The sequence below is a fragment of the Furfurilactobacillus entadae genome (assembly GCF_045862745.1).
In the GTDB taxonomy this organism is placed as follows: domain Bacteria; phylum Bacillota; class Bacilli; order Lactobacillales; family Lactobacillaceae; genus Furfurilactobacillus; species Furfurilactobacillus entadae.
Map to the genome: position 1 here is coordinate 46247 of NZ_BQXN01000004.1, position 18963 is coordinate 65209.

The 18963-nt window shown below is 49.8% G+C and carries 20 protein-coding genes; 18 read left to right on the top strand and 2 right to left on the bottom strand.

The features are described from left to right. Positions 1 to 9: 9 nt before the first annotated feature. The 14 genes from ACKTR5_RS02895 (at position 10) to ispE (ending at position 12859) form a co-directional block, all read left to right on the top strand. Positions 10 to 174 carry a hypothetical protein gene (locus tag ACKTR5_RS02895; RefSeq protein WP_407879023.1) on the top strand — a complete coding sequence of 55 codons (165 nt, stop codon included), beginning with the start codon at positions 10 to 12 and terminating at the stop codon, positions 172 to 174. A gap of 353 nt (positions 175 to 527) precedes the next feature. Next, complete coding sequence (gene trpS / locus ACKTR5_RS02900; RefSeq protein ID WP_407879025.1) at positions 528 to 1553, top strand: tryptophan--tRNA ligase; 1026 nt, start codon at positions 528 to 530, stop codon at positions 1551 to 1553. A 57-nt stretch (positions 1554 to 1610) separates the two neighbouring features. Beyond that, positions 1611 to 2546 carry a Ppx/GppA phosphatase family protein gene (locus ACKTR5_RS02905; RefSeq protein WP_407879026.1) on the top strand — a complete coding sequence of 312 codons (936 nt, stop codon included), beginning with the start codon at positions 1611 to 1613 and terminating at the stop codon, positions 2544 to 2546. A 13-nt stretch (positions 2547 to 2559) separates the two neighbouring features. Then, the gene (locus tag ACKTR5_RS02910; RefSeq protein ID WP_407879028.1) at positions 2560 to 3828 is read left to right on the top strand and encodes a hydroxymethylglutaryl-CoA reductase, degradative; all 1269 of its coding nucleotides are present in this window, start codon (positions 2560 to 2562) and stop codon (positions 3826 to 3828) included. A gap of 48 nt (positions 3829 to 3876) precedes the next feature. After that, positions 3877 to 4842 carry an IpaB/EvcA family protein gene (locus ACKTR5_RS02915; protein WP_407879030.1) on the top strand — a complete coding sequence of 322 codons (966 nt, stop codon included), beginning with the start codon at positions 3877 to 3879 and terminating at the stop codon, positions 4840 to 4842. A 21-nt stretch (positions 4843 to 4863) separates the two neighbouring features. Further along, complete coding sequence (locus tag ACKTR5_RS02920) at positions 4864 to 5583, top strand: NAD-dependent protein deacylase (RefSeq protein ID WP_407879032.1); 720 nt, start codon at positions 4864 to 4866, stop codon at positions 5581 to 5583. A gap of 67 nt (positions 5584 to 5650) precedes the next feature. Then, on the top strand, positions 5651 to 5971 hold the full coding sequence (locus tag ACKTR5_RS02925; RefSeq protein WP_407879034.1) for a hypothetical protein: 321 nt from the start codon (positions 5651 to 5653) through the stop codon (positions 5969 to 5971). A 170-nt stretch (positions 5972 to 6141) separates the two neighbouring features. Beyond that, positions 6142 to 6987 (top strand): DUF72 domain-containing protein, encoded by an 846-nt coding sequence (locus tag ACKTR5_RS02930; protein WP_407879036.1) that lies wholly within the window; start codon positions 6142 to 6144, stop codon positions 6985 to 6987. A 135-nt stretch (positions 6988 to 7122) separates the two neighbouring features. Further along, on the top strand, positions 7123 to 9159 hold the full coding sequence (gene metG / locus ACKTR5_RS02935; protein WP_407879038.1) for a methionine--tRNA ligase: 2037 nt from the start codon (positions 7123 to 7125) through the stop codon (positions 9157 to 9159). 30 nt (positions 9160 to 9189) lie between these two features. Then, complete coding sequence (locus ACKTR5_RS02940) at positions 9190 to 9969, top strand: TatD family hydrolase (protein ID WP_407879040.1); 780 nt, start codon at positions 9190 to 9192, stop codon at positions 9967 to 9969. Next, the gene (gene rnmV / locus ACKTR5_RS02945) at positions 9969 to 10532 is read left to right on the top strand and encodes a ribonuclease M5 (protein ID WP_407879041.1); all 564 of its coding nucleotides are present in this window, start codon (positions 9969 to 9971) and stop codon (positions 10530 to 10532) included. Before ACKTR5_RS02940 ends, rnmV begins: the two co-directional genes overlap by 1 nt. Positions 10533 to 10554: 22 nt before the next feature. After that, on the top strand, positions 10555 to 11457 hold the full coding sequence (gene rsmA, locus ACKTR5_RS02950) for a 16S rRNA (adenine(1518)-N(6)/adenine(1519)-N(6))-dimethyltransferase RsmA (RefSeq protein ID WP_407879043.1): 903 nt from the start codon (positions 10555 to 10557) through the stop codon (positions 11455 to 11457). A 90-nt stretch (positions 11458 to 11547) separates the two neighbouring features. Further along, on the top strand, positions 11548 to 11787 hold the full coding sequence (locus ACKTR5_RS02955) for a Veg family protein (RefSeq protein ID WP_407879045.1): 240 nt from the start codon (positions 11548 to 11550) through the stop codon (positions 11785 to 11787). Positions 11788 to 11950: 163 nt separating this feature from the next. Further along, entirely contained in the window at positions 11951 to 12859 is a 909-nt protein-coding gene (ispE, locus tag ACKTR5_RS02960) for a 4-(cytidine 5'-diphospho)-2-C-methyl-D-erythritol kinase (protein WP_407879157.1), read from the top strand. 67 nt (positions 12860 to 12926) lie between these two features. Here ispE and ACKTR5_RS02965 read toward each other — a convergent pair whose 3' ends face one another. Together ACKTR5_RS02965 and ACKTR5_RS02970 are read right to left on the bottom strand one after the other, a co-directional pair. Further along, positions 12927 to 14399: an ABC-F family ATP-binding cassette domain-containing protein gene (locus ACKTR5_RS02965; RefSeq protein ID WP_407879047.1), complete on the bottom strand. Its 1473-nt coding sequence runs from the start codon at positions 14397 to 14399 to the stop codon at positions 12927 to 12929. 329 nt (positions 14400 to 14728) lie between these two features. Beyond that, the gene (locus ACKTR5_RS02970; protein ID WP_407879049.1) at positions 14729 to 15136 is read right to left on the bottom strand and encodes a hypothetical protein; all 408 of its coding nucleotides are present in this window, start codon (positions 15134 to 15136) and stop codon (positions 14729 to 14731) included. A 108-nt stretch (positions 15137 to 15244) separates the two neighbouring features. On the opposite strand from ACKTR5_RS02970, the gene ACKTR5_RS02975 reads away from it, so the two are divergent. From ACKTR5_RS02975 to purR, 4 genes are all read left to right on the top strand, one after another. Beyond that, complete coding sequence (locus tag ACKTR5_RS02975) at positions 15245 to 16159, top strand: metal ABC transporter solute-binding protein, Zn/Mn family (RefSeq protein WP_407879051.1); 915 nt, start codon at positions 15245 to 15247, stop codon at positions 16157 to 16159. After that, a complete protein-coding gene (locus tag ACKTR5_RS02980; RefSeq protein WP_407879053.1) occupies positions 16149 to 16859 on the top strand; it encodes a metal ABC transporter ATP-binding protein in 711 nt (236 codons plus the stop codon). The genes ACKTR5_RS02975 and ACKTR5_RS02980 overlap by 11 nt, the downstream gene beginning before the upstream one ends. Further along, the gene (locus ACKTR5_RS02985) at positions 16852 to 17646 is read left to right on the top strand and encodes a metal ABC transporter permease (RefSeq protein ID WP_407879054.1); all 795 of its coding nucleotides are present in this window, start codon (positions 16852 to 16854) and stop codon (positions 17644 to 17646) included. The genes ACKTR5_RS02980 and ACKTR5_RS02985 overlap by 8 nt, the downstream gene beginning before the upstream one ends. A gap of 479 nt (positions 17647 to 18125) precedes the next feature. Beyond that, entirely contained in the window at positions 18126 to 18962 is an 837-nt protein-coding gene (purR, locus tag ACKTR5_RS02990) for a pur operon repressor (RefSeq protein ID WP_407879055.1), read from the top strand. Position 18963: the final 1 nt, after the last annotated feature.

Genomic DNA, 18963 nt, shown 5'->3' on the forward strand with positions numbered 1-18963 from the left:
AAGGTGTGAGTGACGACAATGGGACGTGAAAAGCACCACCAGGACAGCTATGCGTCACCGGTGGTGGTTAAACGTACCGTGGTGTGGGGATCAGACCCACAAGCTTCAACAATTTTAGGCGCCAAAGCGGTGCCTGTCAATGATGTTGCATTACAGTTCGATGACGCGGCATGATGGGTTTTGACAGGCTTTTAAAAAGCCGTTATACTTAATTTATCGGTTACTTTACCTGAAGGTGGCAACGTATAGTAGGACCAACAACAGCAAGGTTGTGGTGTTGAGAGACAACCAGTGGTCGCGAAGTGGGCGTTTGTGTGCCGTAACTGATGAAGTTAAATCATGCTAATAATGAAGGGGATCGTTGTTGGACCGGGGATTGTCTTGGAAATCAACAGTGATCAATTTAGGTGGCACCGCGGGTAACCGTCCTATGCAATGAACCGTTTATTAATGTAAACGGTGTTCATTCATTGGGCGGTTTTTTCGTGGTTTGTGTTTGTAAATTTTTTTGAGGAGGATGCTAAAAGATGACAGCAAAAAAAATTATTTTAACGGGTGACCGGCCAACCGGTAAGTTACATATTGGACATTACGTGGGGTCGTTGCGAAACCGGGTGGCCCTTCAAAATTCTGGGGACTACGAGACGTTTGTTATGATCGCGGACATGCAGGCCCTAACGGACAACGCGCGCGATCCCGAAAAGATTCGGAAGAGTTTGACGGAAGTGACGTTAGACTACCTTGCCGTGGGAATCGACCCGAAAAAATCAACGATCCTTGTTCAGTCACAGATTCCGGCCCTAAACGAGCTGACGATGATTTACATGAACCTGGTAACGTTAGCACGGTTGGAACGGAACCCAACGGTTAAAACAGAAATTGCTCAAAAAGGGTTTGGTCAAAGTATTCCGGCCGGCTTCTTAACGTATCCCGTGAGCCAAACAGCGGACATCACGGCGTTTAAGGCCACAACGGTTCCCGTTGGTGACGACCAGGAGCCGATGCTGGAACAGGCCCGTGAACTGGTGCGTTCGTTTAACAATGCGTACAACAAGGACATCTTAGTTGAACCACAAGGCGTCTTTCCACCAAAGGGTGAAGGCCGGATCCCTGGTCTTGACGGGAACGCCAAGATGAGTAAATCGCTTGGAAACGCCATCTATCTATCAGATGATGCGGATACGGTGACGAAAAAAGTTATGTCCATGTACACAGATCCTGAGCACATTAAGGTCAGTGATCCCGGCCACGTCGAGGGCAACACGGTGTTCACCTACCTTGATATCTTCGATCCTGATAAGGCCCATGTTGCTGATTTAAAGGCCGAATATCAAGCTGGCGGTCTGGGTGATGTGAAGATCAAACGGTACTTAAACGAAGTATTGGAAGCAACACTAGCGCCCATCCGCACACGCCGCGCAGAATTTGCGGCCAACATGGATTACGTTTGCCAGGTGCTTGAAGAAGGGTCCGCTCACGCAAACGAAGTGGCCAACGCCACACTGACAGAAGTTCGTGACGCAATGGGGATCAACTACTTTACACAACGCTAACCACGAGAAACTGGCTAATAGACAGACTGTGGACGAAATGAGCGAGGCAAAGCAGACATGGAAAATTTAGCAATTGTGGATCTGGGCTCCAATTCGGTGCGAATGGGAATCACCCAAATCGAAAGTGATGGCAGTTTTAAAGAGGTCAAGCGAGTCAAAGAAGACACGCGGATTTCGGAGGGCATGGGCCCAGAAAAAAAGTTAACAAAGGTGGCTATGGATCGAACCATTAAGGCAATGAATAGCTTTAAGGGGCTCTACGCTGGGTTGCCGAATTTGACCGTTCGGGCGATCACAACGGCGGCGGTTCGGCAGGCGGTCAATCAGGCCGATTTTTTGGCCCGGGTCAAACATGAAGCAGGCATTAACCTACAAGTCCTGTCAGGTGATGACGAGGCGTACTATGATTTTTTAGGGGCTGTTAACGCGCTCCCACTGGATGATTGCGTGATTTTAGACACGGGTGGGGCCAGTTGCGAGTTGATCCACGTGGTCAACCGAAAGGCAAAAAATCTCATCAGCGTTCCGTTTGGTGCGGTCAACTTATCTGAGCAATTCCATTTTGGCGATGTGATTACGGCCGGGAACTTGTTTTCTGGTCAGGTCTTTGTTCGGAAACGGCTCCAAGACATCTGGTGGCTGAGTGCAGCCATGCATTTACCGATTGTGTTGCTGGGCGGGGCTAACCGGACATTGGCACGAATCAACCGGAAAGCGCAGAAAATGGTTCGGGTCGAAGACATTCACGGCTACCGGTTAAAAACGGAAACGGTGTTTGACACGTTTGATGAATTGATTTCAAAAAATAACAAGCAGCGTCAAGGAATTGACGGGCTTGAGTACGACCGGGCAGACATTATCGTTGGTGGCATGCTGCCACTGGTTGAATTACTGCAATTACTTGATTCGGACCGGGTGATTTTCTCGGAAAGTGGTGTGCGTGAAGGACTGGTCTCAGAGTACGTCAGTCAACGCCCACAGTATCAACAGTAAGGAGGAGGCCCTTGTGGATAAACGGTTTGCAAACGTTCGCAACCTAACATGGCAGGAACGGGTCGATCTAGCCACCGAGGTTGGGACGCTGACAGCAATGCAGCGGCAAGAAGTGGCAGACAGTGCGAGCGAAAGAGAAGCACTGCTAATTGAAAACTATCTAACAAGTTACCGGTTGCCAACGGGGTTGGCAGCCGGTATTCGGCTTAATGGCCGTGACTACCTGGTTCCCATGGTGACGGAGGAACCGTCCGTTGTGGCGGCTGCAAGTTATGGTGGTAAAATGACCAGTACAGGTCAGGGGATGCACGGACAGCAAGTGACGAACCTGCTGATGGGCCAAGTTGTGTTTCAAACGGTGACGGTCGCTGAGATTGAGCGGGTGGTTACGGCAACGACGCCGGCATTATTGGCCTTAGCGGATGCCGCCCATCCATCGATCAAGCGTCATGGTGGTGGTGCGAAACGGTTAGCAGTTCGTGGATTAGGCGAGGGGTTCGTTAGCGTTGACCTTTTCGTTGATACTGCGGCGGCTATGGGGGCTAATGTAATGAACAGCATGTTAGAGGCCCTTGGTCACCATTTACAGGACGTGTTGAAACACCACCCGGTCATGGCAATTTTGGCAAATGACGGGCAGGCCAACGTGGTGACCGTGACGGCAACGGTGACGGTTGCTGACCTTGCCAAAGGGAACGCAACGGATGGTTTAGCTGTGGCCCAACGCATCGAGGCGGCAAGCCGCATTGCCCAATTAGACGTTAGCCGGGCAACGACCCATAATAAGGGGCTGATGAACGGCGTGGACGCAGTGGTCATGGCAACCGGAAACGATTGGCGTGCCGTTGAGGCCAGTGCCCATGCGTACGCGGCCCGTGATGGTCAGTACCGTGGGTTAAGCCAGTGGCAGGTGGTTGGCAATGAATTACATGGTCGGGTGACCATGCCCATGCACCTCGGCCTAGTTGGCGGGGCAACCGCATCGTTGCCGTTAGCAACGGTCAATCGCCAGGTGGTTGACGTAACGACCGTCTCTGAACTGAATCAGGTGGCCGTTGCGGTCGGGCTTGCACAAAATTTGGCCGCGTTACGGGCGTTAGTGAGCGAGGGGATTCAGCAAGGACACATGCGCCTTCAGTACCGCAATTTAGCGGTGGCGGCGGGCGCAACGGTTGCCCAAGTGCCACTCGTTGTTACGGAATTACAGGAACATGAGCATCCGTCAGCGGCGTTGGCAACAGCCATCGTGGCAAGGTTAAATAAGACGGAATCGTCTGATTAGTCAAGGAGAAGTCATTACGACTGAATGAACATTAAAAAGGAGCTTTTTATGGCAGACATTAAACTAACACCAGCGGTCCAGGCATTGCTGGATCAAGTTAACGACCTGTTTCCCGGAACCGTGATGGTTCAATTTGGGGATCATCATGCCGGTTACGTGCGCGATGATCAGGTTCAACAACATGTGTTGAAGGATCGCCTGTTGATTTGGGTGGACGACATCACCGCACCACAGTACTCAGCGGCGCATGAATTAACCCATCTACTGCTGTTGCTTCAAGGTTTTCCACAGGTGTACTTTAACCTGACGCTGGGCGATGAGGCACTGGATACACAGCTGATGGCATTGACCACCCAGCTGTACAACATTGCAAACCACATGGTGATTTTCCCAGCCTTGGCGGGGCATGATTTGATTGATGACACCGTTAAGAGTCAGTATTACGACGGAATCTTTGCGACGGTTGAACCAGAAACTGGGAAGCGTGATGACGATCAGAATGCGCTGCGGTTACTGGTGATGTTAGACGCGCTCGTGTTCTTTGGTGACGCCATTAGCGACCATGAAGATGAGTTACAAACAAACTTCCCACTAACATTTGCGGCTGCCCAAAAGTTATTTGCCACCATCACGGAAAAACCAGTGACTAGTCCATTTGGCATGCGGCGGGCATTGGTTAAACTGTTCAAAGCGTTTGATGATCAGCTGACGGATTGGGGTCTACCAGCGTTGAACAGTACGGCCTTCACCTCCGTGACAAGTGTTCTGAGTGACCGGCAGTTACGTCTAGAGGTTCGGCAATTATTTGAGGTCTTCCATTCCGACCTGCAAAACAAGGCCACGGGTGAACGCGCCTATGTGGGGTTAAATCGTTCTGATCGCCAAAATGCGTTTGTCTTAACACCACCTGCGCAAGCAGACGATGAAGGGGCAAGCTACTTTAAAGGCATTTATGACATGACGGTCAAAGACTTTTTGGAACAGCAGCACATTGCATACAGTGTTCGTGATTAATTGATAAAAGGGGGCACATTCATGGCAGCGGAAATGAGTGAGGCGCTTCGCCAGTTATTTGACGAAGCAAACCACATTACGTTTATGACGGGGGCCGGAGTGTCAACGGCCTCAGGGATTCCGGATTATCGGTCTAAAACCGGCCTGTACGCGGATAAATTTCACGGCTTACCGCCTGAGTATTTGCTGAGCCATGATTGTTTGGTGAACCAACCTGAGCTTCTGTACGCCTTTGTAAAGGATAATATGTACTTTCCAGAGGCCCAGCCAAACGTGATCCATGAAGTGATCGCAGATTTATGCAATCAGGGGCGGGCGTCATTGATCACCCAGAACGTGGATAATTTGGATCGCCGCGCCAAAAATGAGCAGGTGGTTGAATTTCATGGCAACCTGTACCGTTGTTTCTGCACGGTTGATCAGGCGCCAATTGCCTGGCAGGATTACTTAACGTCCATGATTCATGAACCTGATCATGGGGTGATTCGCCCGGACATCGTGTTGTACGGCGAAGGCATTGCCAATGACGTCTTACGGCGCTCCGTTCAGGCCGTTGAAGCAGCGGATCTATTGGTTATCGTGGGCACGTCATTTCGGGTGTATCCGTTTGCAGGGTTGATCAACTACCGCCAACCGACTGCTAAGTTAGTTGTTGTGAACAATGAACCCATTACAGCGGGTGATGTAACTGCTCAGTACCAAGGTGACGCCACCGACTTTTTCCAAGCGCTCCGAGGCTAAATCAATTGCGTTTTTAAGTTAGGTTTCTTACAATTAATGTAATTAAGATGAAAGGTGGGTGACAGAAATGACACGAGAAGATGTGTTTGCCCGTTTGGGGAACCTACTTGCACAAATGCGGTGGATGAACCGATTTCAGTTGCTGTTTGATTTCCTAATGTTTTACGGTGCGTGGCAGGTGTTCTTCGGTGCACAACAAGCAATGCTGTTTGGTGTTGCAATGTCACGGACAAATGCTGGTGTTGTCACAATGCTGTTTGCGGTGATTAGCTGGTCATTTTCTGGCATCCGCGGCAACTACCGGCGACAAGGACTAGCCTTGATCAGTACCCTTCAGGGGCATCAGCTTTCCGAAGAGGAATCAAGCGTTGTCCGGCAGTTTAAATAAGCTTGTTAGGGCAGTCGAATGCACGAAGAGGGGTTGCGACGCAGGGGGATCGTTAATAACCTGCGCCAACGGCCACGGCATTCCGCTTAAATCAAAGCAATCAACTTCCCAAGTTTCGGGAGATTGATTGCTTTTCTTTAACACTCATTTTTAGTCGAGGGGGAAGCAAAATGATTACAATTGGTTTATCAACGTGGACGCGTCATCCGCACTTGATCCATGATGAAGATCGCCCAGTTCGGTTTGATGAATACGTGGGTGTGTTTCCGTTGGTTGAACTGGATACACCGTTTTACGGGGTTCCTAGCGTGAGTACGGTAACTAAGTGGGCCCACCAAGCACCAGACGGATTTCAGTACATCTTAAAAGCGCACCAGGTGATGACACACCATGATGATCGAAATGAACCGGTGAGCGACAGTGAACGCTGGCAAACATTTACTCAGTTTCGCCAGGCCGTTGCCCCCTTGGTTAAGGCGGGGAAACTAGCCACGGTGCTATTTCAGTTTCCGCCGTTCTTCACGCGGACGGTCGACCACATTCGCTATCTGCGTGAGGTTCGTGAACGAATGGGAACGTTACCGGTTGCCGTTGAATTTCGTGATCCAAGTTGGTATGCTAGCGGACTTAGCCAGGATGTGCTTGATTATTTGACCAGTTTGAACCTCACGTATGTCATCGCGGATGAACCGTTTGATGGCAATCAGGGCGTCCCGTTTACCCCTGCGGTCACAACACCCAGTGCGGCCTACTTTCGCCTTCATGGGCAAAATCGGCGGGGCTGGTTGAACCGTGAGGGTGGCTGGCAAACGGAGCGAACGAATTATCACTACTCTGACGACGAACTCGCTGCACTGGCAAAATCAATTAATGCAGTAAACGAACGGGTGGATAATACTTACGTTATTTTCAATAATAACGGGCACCGTGATGCGGCCGGAAATGCCGAAACGTTGCGCGATCAGTTAGGGTTGTCCTTTACTGGACTGGGCCCGACACAGATGGACTTATTTTAGCCATTTACGGCCAAGAAAGTTGCGAAGCGACATAAAGTGCTATGGTATACTTATTCAGACTAATAAGAAGTGTTATGGTGCCAGGTGAACCACTGAGCGGCCCAGCACTTACGGATCAAAGGAGAAGATTGTTTCATGGCAGAAAAAAAGCCGACTTATTACATTACAACGCCAATTTATTACCCTTCAGGGAAGCTGCACATTGGGAACTCATACACAACGATTGCGGTGGACGCAGAGGCACGGTACCGTCGCTTAATGGGCAATGACGTCTTCTTCTTGACCGGGACGGACGAACACGGCCAAAAAATTGAAGAAAAAGCGGCTTCCTTAGGCAAACAGCCAAAGGAATACGTTGACGGCATGGCTGACCAGATCAAGGACTTATGGAAATTACTGGAGATCAGTAACGATAAGTTCATTCGGACAACGGATGCGGATCATGAAGCCGCCGTTCAAGAAATTTTTGACCGGTTATTAAAGCAGGGTGATATCTATAAAGGCCGTTATGAAGGCTGGTACTCCGTGGATGATGAAGAATTTTTCACGGAATCACAGCTGGCTGAAGTTGAACATGATGCAGACGGTAACGTTACGGGTGGGAAAGCGCCATCTGGTCACGACGTTGTGTGGACGGATGAAGAGTCTTACTTCTTCAAGATGAGTAAATACTCTGACTGGTTGATGACCTACTACAAGGAACATCCTGATTTCATCATTCCAAGTACGCGGATGAACGAAATGGTGAAAAACTTCCTGGAACCTGGTTTGGAAGACCTTTCTGTTTCCCGGACCAGTTATTCATGGGGTGTGCCCGTTCGGACCGACCCTAAGCACGTGATCTACGTGTGGATCGACGCCCTCTCTAATTACATTACGGCGTTGGGTTACGCAGGCAAGGACGAGACAAACTTTGACAAGTTCTGGCCAGCAAACGTGCAAATGGTTGGTAAAGAAATCGTCCGGTTCCACACGATCTACTGGCCAATCATGTTACATGCACTGGGCCTTCCGTTACCACAACACGTGGTCGGTCATGGCTGGCTGTTAATGAAAGACAGCAAAATGAGTAAGTCTAAGGGGAACGTCATCTATCCAGAAACACTGGTTGAACGGTACGGTTTGGATGCCTTGCGTTACTACCTGCTTAAGGCCATGCCGTTTGGAAACGACGGGAACTTTACGCCGGAAGACTTTGTCGATAAGGTCAACTATGATCTGGCAAATGACCTTGGGAACCTGTTGAACCGGACGGTCGCCATGGTCAACAAGTACTATGATGGTGCGGTGCCAACGTTTGCGGCGGGCGTTAACGGCCCTGACGCTGACTTAGAGGAAACGGCAGCGACGGTCATCGCTGAGTACCATGAATTGATGGAAAGTTTGCACTACGCTGACGCCCTGTCCGCCATTTGGAAACTGGTTGCGCGGACCAATAAATACATTGATGAAACGGAACCATGGACGTTAGCAAAGGGTGAAAAGGCTGGTGATGCAGACCGACTAGCATCAGCCATGAGCCATTTGGTTGCTAGCTTGCGCGTGATCGCGTTGCTGTTACAACCAGTGATGACCCACGCACCGAAGGAAATCTTGGGTCAATTGGGCTTGTCAACGGAACCAGAAGACATGCAGATCATGGGGTTAACCTTCGGTGACTTGCCAAGCAGTACGGTGATCGCCAAGGGAACACCGATCTTCCCCCGCCTAGATGCCGCGGCTGAGACGGACTTCATTCAAGCACAAATGACTAAGTCTGATAAGAAGAAGGGCCGGGCCGCCATGGCTGCCGATGCCGACGCCAAGTGGGAACCAGAAAACGTCACATTATCCTTAACGAAACCAGAGATTAAGTTTGAGGACTTTGACCAAACAGAAATCAAGGTTGCAGAAGTGATCGACGTGAAGCCCGTTGAGGGTGCTGACAAGCTGTTACAATTCCGGCTTGATGCGGGTGACCAACAAAACCGGCAGATCCTTTCAGGGATTCACGAATGGTACCCTGACTACGAAACGTTGATCGGGAAAAAGGTGTTGGCTGTGACGAATTTGAAGCCACGGAAAATGCGTGGTCAAATCAGTCAGGGAATGCTGTTATCAACGGAGCATGACGGTCAGGTCACGTTAGTTGAAGTACCAGCAGGATTGAATAACGGGGACGTGCTGGGCTAGCCAGTCGTTACCTGAGTGGAGACAAAGCAAATGGAAATTTTTGATTCGCACACACATTTAAATGATGATTCGTTTTATGAAAACGTGGCGGTGTTTGATCAACATGCGCGCGCATCCCATGTCACCCGAATCATGAACGTTGGCTCGGACGCAGTGTTGAATGAACGCGGAATCGAGCTGGCACACCGGCACGCTAACATGTGGGCGGCGGTGGGCTGGCATCCAGAGGAAGTGGCTCATTATAACGATGCTGTGGAAGAAACAATGATTGGTCAGTTACAAGATGACCGCGTGATGGCACTGGGTGAAATCGGGTTGGACTATCACGTTGATAATTTAGATGCAGTGGTGGCGGATCAAAAACGGATTTTTGAACGGCAACTTAACCTTGCCAAGGACTTGCACAAGCCAGTCATCATTCATGATCGCGACGCCTTTGAAGACGTGTACAAGATTTTAAAGGCTGTCGACATTCGTGATGTTGGCGGGGTAATGCACAGTTTTAACGGTGATCCTGAATGGCTGAAGCGGTTCCTTGATCTCGGGATGATCGTGTCGTACTCGGGTGTTGCGAGTTTTAAAAATGCACACGAGGTTCACGATTCAGTTCGGGCAACACCGTTAGACGCCATGATGGTGGAAACAGATGCCCCATACCTGACGCCAGAACCGCACCGTGGTGAACAAAATGAACCGGCAAACGTGATTTTTACGGTGCAGGCCATCGCAAAACTTCGTGATGAGGATCCATTAACCATTGCGGATCACACGTATGCCAATGCTAATCGGTTCTTTGGGATTGAGGATTAATGACGAAAATTAAAGAAGTTCTGGTCGTTGAGGGCAAGGACGATACCAAACGGATCCTGCAAGCGGTGGACGCTGACACGTTTGAAACGAATGGCTCAGCGCTAAATAAAGCGATGTTAGCACAGATTAAGCAGTTGCAAGCAACCCGGGGCGTTATTGTGATGACGGACCCTGATTTCAACGGTGAGCGCCTGCGAAAACTGATTACTGCGGCGGTGCCTGAGGCAAAGCACGCGTTTATCACCAAAAAGCAGGGGGTACCAGAAAATGCTGGTGGAAGTCTGGGCGTTGAACACGCAACCCCGGATGTGATTAAGGACGCACTGGCCCATTTATCAACGGGGTCGAGTACGTTTACACCAGTGATCAACCAAACGGATCTATTGGCAGCTGGGTTGATTGGTCAACCAGATTCACGGAAACGGCGGGAACAATTGGGTGAACAACTCAATTTAGGCTACGTCAACGGAAAGCAATTGTTAAAACGATTGCAGTTGTTTCAAGTGTCACGGCAAGACTTTGCCGCGGCCGTTGCCAGTCTGCCACCGTTAACGCATTCATAACAGGAACATTCAAGGAGCACACATGACTGACAAGAACCACGCAACCCGTCCGGACATTGCAAACCCTGTCCGAACACGCGCCATCATGAATACTTACGGCATCGCCGTGAAAAAGAGTCTCGGGCAAAACTTCTTGTCTGACATCAACATTTTGCACAACATCGTGGAAGCAGCTAACATTACACCGGCAGACGATGTGATCGAAGTGGGCCCCGGGATCGGGGCATTAACGGAGCAACTGGCGAAAAACGCCAATCGTGTGCTGGCATTTGAAATTGACCGGCAGCTATTGCCGGTGTTGGCTGACACGCTGTCACCATACGACAACGTTGAAATTGTGAACGCGGACATCCTTAAAGTGGATCTGCCCGCTGCAATTAGCGAACACTTGCCGGATGCGCACACGGTCAAGGTGGTGGCTAACCTACCGTATTACATCACAACCCCAATCTTGATGGGACTCGTCAGTGCACCAATTGATTTTGATGCCATCGTGGTGATGATGCAAAAGGAAGTGGCGGAACGGTTGAGTGCCAAGCCTGGAACGAAGGCTTACGGTGCATTGACGTTAGCAGTGCAGTATAAAATGCAGGCTAAATTGGCCTTCACGGTGCCTCGCACCGCGTTCATTCCTCAACCCAATGTAGATTCAGCCATCGTTGCGTTAACGCCACGTGAACCATTGGCAGTGTTGCCATTTAGTGAAAGCGCGCTGTTTCACCTTATTCGCGGGTGTTTTGCACACCGGCGGAAGAGTCTGTGGAACAATTTGCAAAGCATTTTTGGCAAAGCAGATGAAACAAAATTAGCAATGGCAGAAACATTAACTGAATTAAATATTGAACAGTCAATTCGGGCTGAACGCCTGTCACTAGACGAGTTCATCGCGTTGGCAAACGGTTTACACACGCACGATGTCTTTTAGTTAAGCGATGGATGTCCGGGGTTTCTACTACGGAACAATTGTTTTTAAGGGTTGACCGTGCTATACTGTTATGCATGTGAGGTGAATTGCATGCCAGCAACATTACAAAGTATCAAGACCAAACTGGATGCCAAATTAGGGCAAAAGTTAATGGTTGTCGCTCAGGCCGGTCGCAAGAAAGTGACAAAGCGCCGTGGCACACTGCGGGAAACGTATCCGGCTGTTTTTGTGGTTGACCTCGACCAAGAGGAGAATTCATTTGAACGAGTCTCTTACAGTTACACAGATGTGTTAACAAAAAATATTGAAATTGCCTTTGATGAAGAATAATCTGTTCATCCGGTGAAATCGCAAAAAAGCGCCCTCAATAAATGGGGCGCTTTTTTTGTGGAATTAACCGATGTGATGTTCCGGTATAGACGTTAAGCTAGCGTCTGTAATATACTAACGGTAGTTATTTTCTTGCGAACAGACTGGGGGTGACACCACGGAAATTCTTGAAAAGGCGCCTGCCAAACTCAACCTGAATTTGGACACGCCGTTTAACCATAAAGATGGTGACGAAGAGTGGGATATGGTGATGACGTCCGTTGATTTAGCCGATTATGTAGCCATTAAGACGCTGGGGCGAAACGGCCGCATTAAGGTGAGCACGGATAGTGGTTTTTTACCCAATGATCATCGAAATTTAGCCTATCAGGCTGCCCATTTACTGGCGGTCACGTTTAATCGTCATGAGGCTGTTAACATTCACATCGAAAAACACATTCCGGTGGCGGCCGGGATGGGTGGCGGATCCTCGGATGCCGCTGCGGTCCTTCGGGGACTAAACGATCTGTGGCAACTCGGTTTGACCCGGACAGAATTATGTCATTTTGGGTTAAAGATCGACGCAGACGTGCCGTATTGCGTGTGGAGCCAAACGGCGCACGTGACGGGACGTGGTGAGCAGATCGAACTGCTGCCAAAGCTCCCACCGCTGTGGATCGTGATTGCCAAGCCAAAGGTGAGTGTGTCGACACCGTCCATCTTACGGCAGATCGACTACCAGGCCTTGCAACACGCGACGCCCGATGCTTTGATCGCGGCCATTGAGGTGGGCGATTATGAGGGGATCTGTCAGAACGTGACCAATGTGTTAACACCGATTACGGCTAGGCACCACCAAACGATCAATCATCTGAAGGAACAGATGTTGCGGTTTGGTGCAGATGCTGCTGAAATGAGCGGGACAGGGCCAACGGTCTACGGATTGTGTAAAAAGCAATCGCGGGCACAACACGTTGCAAATAGCTTGGCGGGTTTTTGCCGAGAAGTGTACGTGGTGCGCCCCATTAACTTTGCCGACAATCGCGCGCAACGTGTCGCGCTAAGTGACCGATACGCGGATACCAATGGTTAACGAAAAGCCCACCTGTGGACAACTTGTCCACAGGTGGGCTTTTCTATTGGCGACGTTATGTGTGATCTTAATCCAAATGCCGAAATGAAGCCAACAGAGCGTCGTTTTCGGCCTGACGAGTTGCAGATGACCGTGGTTTTTGTCGCGCCACCGCATGGGTTGGATCAACTAATCCATGGGGCGTTAGGTCATAGATGTTCGTGGCAACCGACTGAACAAACTGCTGATCATGGGAAACAAATAAAACGGTCCCGGGGTACTCACTAAGAAACGTGGTGAGTGCTTGAAGTGTGGGCAAGTCTAAATAGTTGGTGGGTTCGTCCAACACCAAAACGTTGGCCTCGCTAGTCAAAACGGCAACGAGACTGAGTTTGACGCGCTGCCCGCCGCTAAGAGATGCGGTTGGCTGATCAAGCATGCCAGCAGAAAACCCAAATTCAGCCAGAATCGTTCGCAGGGTCGCATCGGGTTGGCTACTGCGCGCACGAACGGTGGTCCAAACACTGTCCGTTGGGATCAAAGTGCTGATGTCCTGGGCAAAGTACCCAAATGAAACAGCGTCGTTAACGTGAATGGCCGGTTGTTCATGGGCCATGATGGCACGCAGTAAGGTTGTTTTTCCACAACCATTTGGACCAGTAATGGCAACCCGCTGGCCGGGGCGAACGGTCAGTGAAAGGGAGTCACTGAGTGTGGTTGACCCAATCGTCAGGCGGAGCTTTTCAATGCGGACGGGAACGTGCCGCCCCAATGTGGCAAACTGAGTTGCACGGAGGGTGGTGTGGGCAGCGGTCTTTGGTTTAGCCACGGGGGCAAGATCATCGCCGCGTTGACTGAGCACCCGTGCCGTTTTGGCCATTTTGCCCTGATTGTTGCGAAGGGCACTCTTAATGTCCTGGAGCTCGTTAGCGCTGTGGTTATGCGGATTCGGCTTGGTGATTTTGGCAGCGCGTTCTTCACGTTTTCGGGCCGCAACGGCTAATTTATGCTGGCGTTTTCGGTACGTTTTATAGGCTGCCGCCTGGTGATCACGTTGAGCTGCCTGCATGGTTTGCATGGCTGAAAGTTTTCCAGCAAACGGGGTGACCGTTTCATCAGCTAATTGCCAGGTACTGGTGGTGACGGCATCCAGCAGGTGCTGATCGTGGGAAATGAGAAGTAACGTGCCAGAAAAGCGCTGCAACTGCTGGATCAACCATGTTTGGTTATTGACGTCGAGGTTGGCGCTAGGTTCATCTAAAATTAACCACTGGGGGTGTTGATGAAGGGCCGTTAAAATAGCCATTTTCGTCTGCTCACCGCCACTCTTTGTGTCATCGTGGTGTAGTTGCGGCACAACAACGGGATCAATCCGCCGGTCGATGGTCCCGGTGGTGAGGCTAACGGTCCCGGTAAGCAAACCGATGAGCGTTGTCTTTCCGGCGCCGTTTGCACCGACGAGCCCAATGCGGTCGCCGGGGTTAATGATCAGCTGAGGAATGGTAAATAAAACGTGCTGTTGCCGTGTGATCGATAAATTGGTTGCTTGTAAACTAAACATAAGGGGGTACCTCCTTGTTATAAATGCGTTGTGGTTCAACAAGAAGTTAGTTCTTCATGGTCGGATGCCTCCGTTAACTGGTGACCAGTGTGTAACCATGACCAAAAACGGCACAAAAAAGGACTCCACCCCTGCGTTGTACCTAAGCCATGGTCAACCAATTAATCAGCATGAAAACACACGCCAAACACGACCCATCAAGGGTGTGAATGATGATTTACAGGCTGTTTAATTGGTGATCCAACAAGGCTTAGTTACGCATTGGCTGAAGTCCTCCGAATGAATTGAATTTAGTGGCACTATAACTGCTTGTAGGGTAACCTGTCAAGCTAACGCCGATTTTCAGGGTAAAGAATGCTGTTATGAAACGGACCGTCGCCCCAAATTTCTGCTTCAGAAAGGGTGGTTTCGATCAACTCAATGGGAACCTGCTTTAACATGATCATTGCACATTCGTAACCGGCAAAGGGTTGGTAAAGGGGCATGACGATATCTTGATCAACCAGTGCTGCGCGGATGTCAGCAACCTTAAAGGCGACGTGCGTCTGGGCTTGAATGATTGGATCGAGTGGGCAGTCAGGACCAAACGCGTGAAGTTCAATGGGAATTCCCAGTTCATTTAGTTGGTCCAGCGAGTACATGTCATAAATTTTGGCGTACTTAACGGCCGGTGCGTCTTTAATATCGGCGAGCGGAACGGGTTTGCCGATGTGGTGAAACGTCAGTGATTGCCGCATTGTTATTAACCTCGAAATAATTTGTGGATTGCATTCATGGATGAGATTCTGTAAACTGTTAAACAGTAATCATTACGTTTTAGAATAATTACCTGAAAGGAACCGGTCATGAAGCAATTGCGAATTGGATTCATTATAACATTACTGACCGCTAGCCTGATGGGTGGGTTGATGATGGGGCACGTTCAATCAGCGCACGCGCGGTCACGATCCATTACCGTCGTGAGCTCACTAGACGTGTACGCGGAGGCCGCACAGGCAGTGCTTGGGCACGCTGGAACAGCAACCGCCATCATTAACAGTCCGTCGATTGACGCAGAGGACTACGAGCCCACAACGGCCACCGCAAAACAGGTGGCTAAAGCAGACGTTGTTATCGCTAACGGGGTTGGCTATGACGACTGGTTGACACGCGTTGCAACGGCGAACAATAAGCAACGGCAAACAATTACGGTGGGTGATCAGCTGCTTTCCCGAAAAGCAGGGGACAATCCCCACGTGTGGTATCACAAAAAGACAATGCCGTTGGTGGTTAAGCAACTGGTCAGCCGGTTTAGTCGGTTGCAGCCACAGCGAAAACGCCAATTTCAGCAAAATGCGACGCGCTACTTAGCCACGTTAACACCGTGGCACCAGCTGACACAGCAGATCCGGAAAACGAGTCAAAACCAACGGGTCGCGGTGAGTGAACCGGTGGCAAATGACATGCTGACGGCGGCTGGTCTGAAGGTAACAAACGACCATTTTGCCCGGTCGGTGGAAGAAGGAACGGACCCATCACCGGCAGACATTGCAAAATTGACTGCAGATTTTAAACATCATCGGGTTGTCATGTGGGTGGAGAACACGCAAAATTCACAGACAATCGTGGATAACATGACGAAAACAGCCCGGCGCTACCATGTACCGGTTGTTAAGGTAACGGAAACACTGCCACGGGGGAAAACGTACGCTCAGTGGATGACGGCAGAATTGACGCAGGTTCAGGCGGCTTTAAAGGAGGCAAAAGAAGATGACAGATAAAGGTGCGGGGGCAACACCACTCGTTAGCGTTGAGCAGTTAACGATGCGTTTCCCCAATAAGACGGTCTTCACTGACCTCTCCTTTCAGGTGCGTCCAGGAGAATTTTTAAGCATTTTGGGTGAAAATGGCGTGGGAAAAACGACCCTGATTCGACTCTTACTCGGTCAGCTACGACCAACCACGGGGCAAGTGACCTACTTGCCAGAACGGCGGGCAGTCAACGTGGGGTATGTTCCCCAGTTCCGAAATGTTGATGCAGAGTATCCGCTGACGGTTCGCGACTTTGTTGGGTTGGCATTGCCAACCCGGCTAGTTCCATGGTGGTCAGCTGGCGAACGCGCACAAATTGAGCATGCACTGGTTCAAACGGATCTCACGAAAATTGCCCAAACGCCGCTTGGTAAGGTGTCGGGCGGTGAATTACAAAAAGCATACTTAGCACAGGCCCTCATTCGGGAACCGCAATTATTGATCCTGGATGAATCAACGGCAAGTTTAGATAACAATATGAAGTATGAGTTGTTGGATCTTGTGCAGCAATATCAGCTGAGAACGCAAGCAGCGGTCGTTTTCGTCACGCATGATTTACCACTAACACAACAATATTCGACAAACTTTTTACTGATGGAACCGGGTCGTTATCGCCAAGGGGACATTCACGATTTGAAAGAAACGGTACTGGAGGCGGCTCATGCTTAGTTATCCATTTATGCAAAACGCGTTTGCCGCGGGGACGCTGATTGCGATCGTTAGCGGTTTGGTTGGCGTGTTTGTTGTTGCGCGAAACATGTCCTTCTTGACCCATACACTGTCCGAAATCGGGTTTGCCGGGGCCGCGTTTGGCTTATTCATTGGGTGGACACCGTTAGCAGGAATGCTGGTGTTCACCACGGTCAGTTCGGTTGCGGTGGGACAGTTAAGCACGAAGGCCTCACGGCGAGAAGCAGCGATTACCTCAATTTCAGCGTTGGCAATTGGTTTGGGAATTTTATTTCTCTCACTTTCCAACCAAAACGCCAGTTCAGCCACCAACATCTTGTTTGGGTCGGTCATCGGGATTAGCCGCCAGTCGGTGGCACAGGTCACTTTGCTGGCAGCCGCAGTGGTTATCGTGATTATGGGTGTGTACCGCGCACTCAAATTTGATTCATTTGACGCGGTTGGCGCTCGGGTGGCCGGTTTGCACCAAACGTTGTTATCAATTGTTTTCTTAGTGGCCTTGGCCTTTTCCGTGAGCGTCGCGGCGCAAATCGTTGGTTCTTTACTAATTTTCATCTTGCTAACGTTACCGGCGGCTGCGGCAAAGTATTTTGCCCACGGGGTCGGAAAAATGATTTTTGTGGCAATCGCGTTTGCACTGGTGGGCGTGTGGCTAGGATTGGCGTTAAGTTACTGGACCAATTGGCCGGTGTCCTTTTTCATCGCGGTGATTGAGGTGTTCTTTTACTTTGGTGGTTTGGTAATGAATTGGTGGACAACGAAATAAAGATGAGAGCGAAACAAAGTGCGTTAAGGCCCCTTCATCTAACAGAAAAGCCCACTTATGGACGGTTTTAGCCCATAAGTGGGCTTTTCTGTTAGATGAATCGCGGTCTGCGCTTTGTTTCGCGTTTATGGCAGTAATGAACGACTAAAGACGGTTTTAGTCCATGAGTGGGCTTTTCTGTTAGATGAATCGCGGTCTGCACTTTGTTTCGCGTTTATGGCAGTAATGAACGACTAAAAAACGGTTTTAGTCCATAAGTGGGCTTTTCTGTTAGAAGAATCGCGGTCTGCACTTTGATTTTCGGTAATGATTATCATCCAGATAACGTTTGGCGATTAAAATGACAGAAAGTTGTCCGAATATCGCAAACTCTTTTCAATTGAATTGACTGAATTCACGAACGTTGTGCTAAAATAAAGCAAGCAAAGAACGTTTTTTCCGTTCAATCAAAATAATTCATGAGGATGAGGTAGCTAAAGGTGAAAGTTAGACGATCAGATCGCTTAATTGACATGACCCGCTTTTTATTAGAGCGGCCGCGGACACTAGTATCACTTTCTTTTTTCGCGGAACGATATGAATCTGCGAAATCCTCCATTAGTGAGGATCTAACGATTTTAAAACGAACGTTCCAGGAACGCGGAACTGGTTTATTAGAGACATTACCTGGTGCCGCTGGTGGGGCCAGGTTCATTCCGTACATCTTGAAAGAAGATGCTGAGGATTACATTGCCGAACTGTGCCAACAAGTTTCTGACTCTCACCGGGTGATGCCTGGTGGTTATGTCTACCTATCTGACTTACTGGGGCAACCCAGCGTGTTACGCCAAATTGGTCGCTTAATTGCTACCCAGTACATGAACCAAACCATCGATGTTGTTTTAACGGTGTCTGTAAAGGGAATTCCGATTGCGCAGGCGGTGGCAGAACAACTCAACGTCCCGTTTGTCATTGCACGTCAGGATGGCGCGATTACAGATGGCGCAACGGTCAGCGTGAACTATGTTTCTGGTTCATCGACCGCCATTGAAAAAATGCAAATTTCGAAACGGGCGCTCCCAGCTGGCTCACGGGTCTTGATCGTTGATGACTTTGTGAAGGGTGGCGGAACAATTTCTGGATTAGCAAGTCTTGTTCGCGAATTGGATTGTGATGTCGCCGGGGTCACTGTTTTTGGTGAGGGTCGGTTTAACGGTGAACGCCAATCCGAGACGTTTACGTCATTACTGCACATTGAGACACTCCAAAGCGAAGCTGAACCGATTAAAGCAACCCCAGGAAACTACTTGGATCGGGTCTTTGGTAACGAAAGGTAGA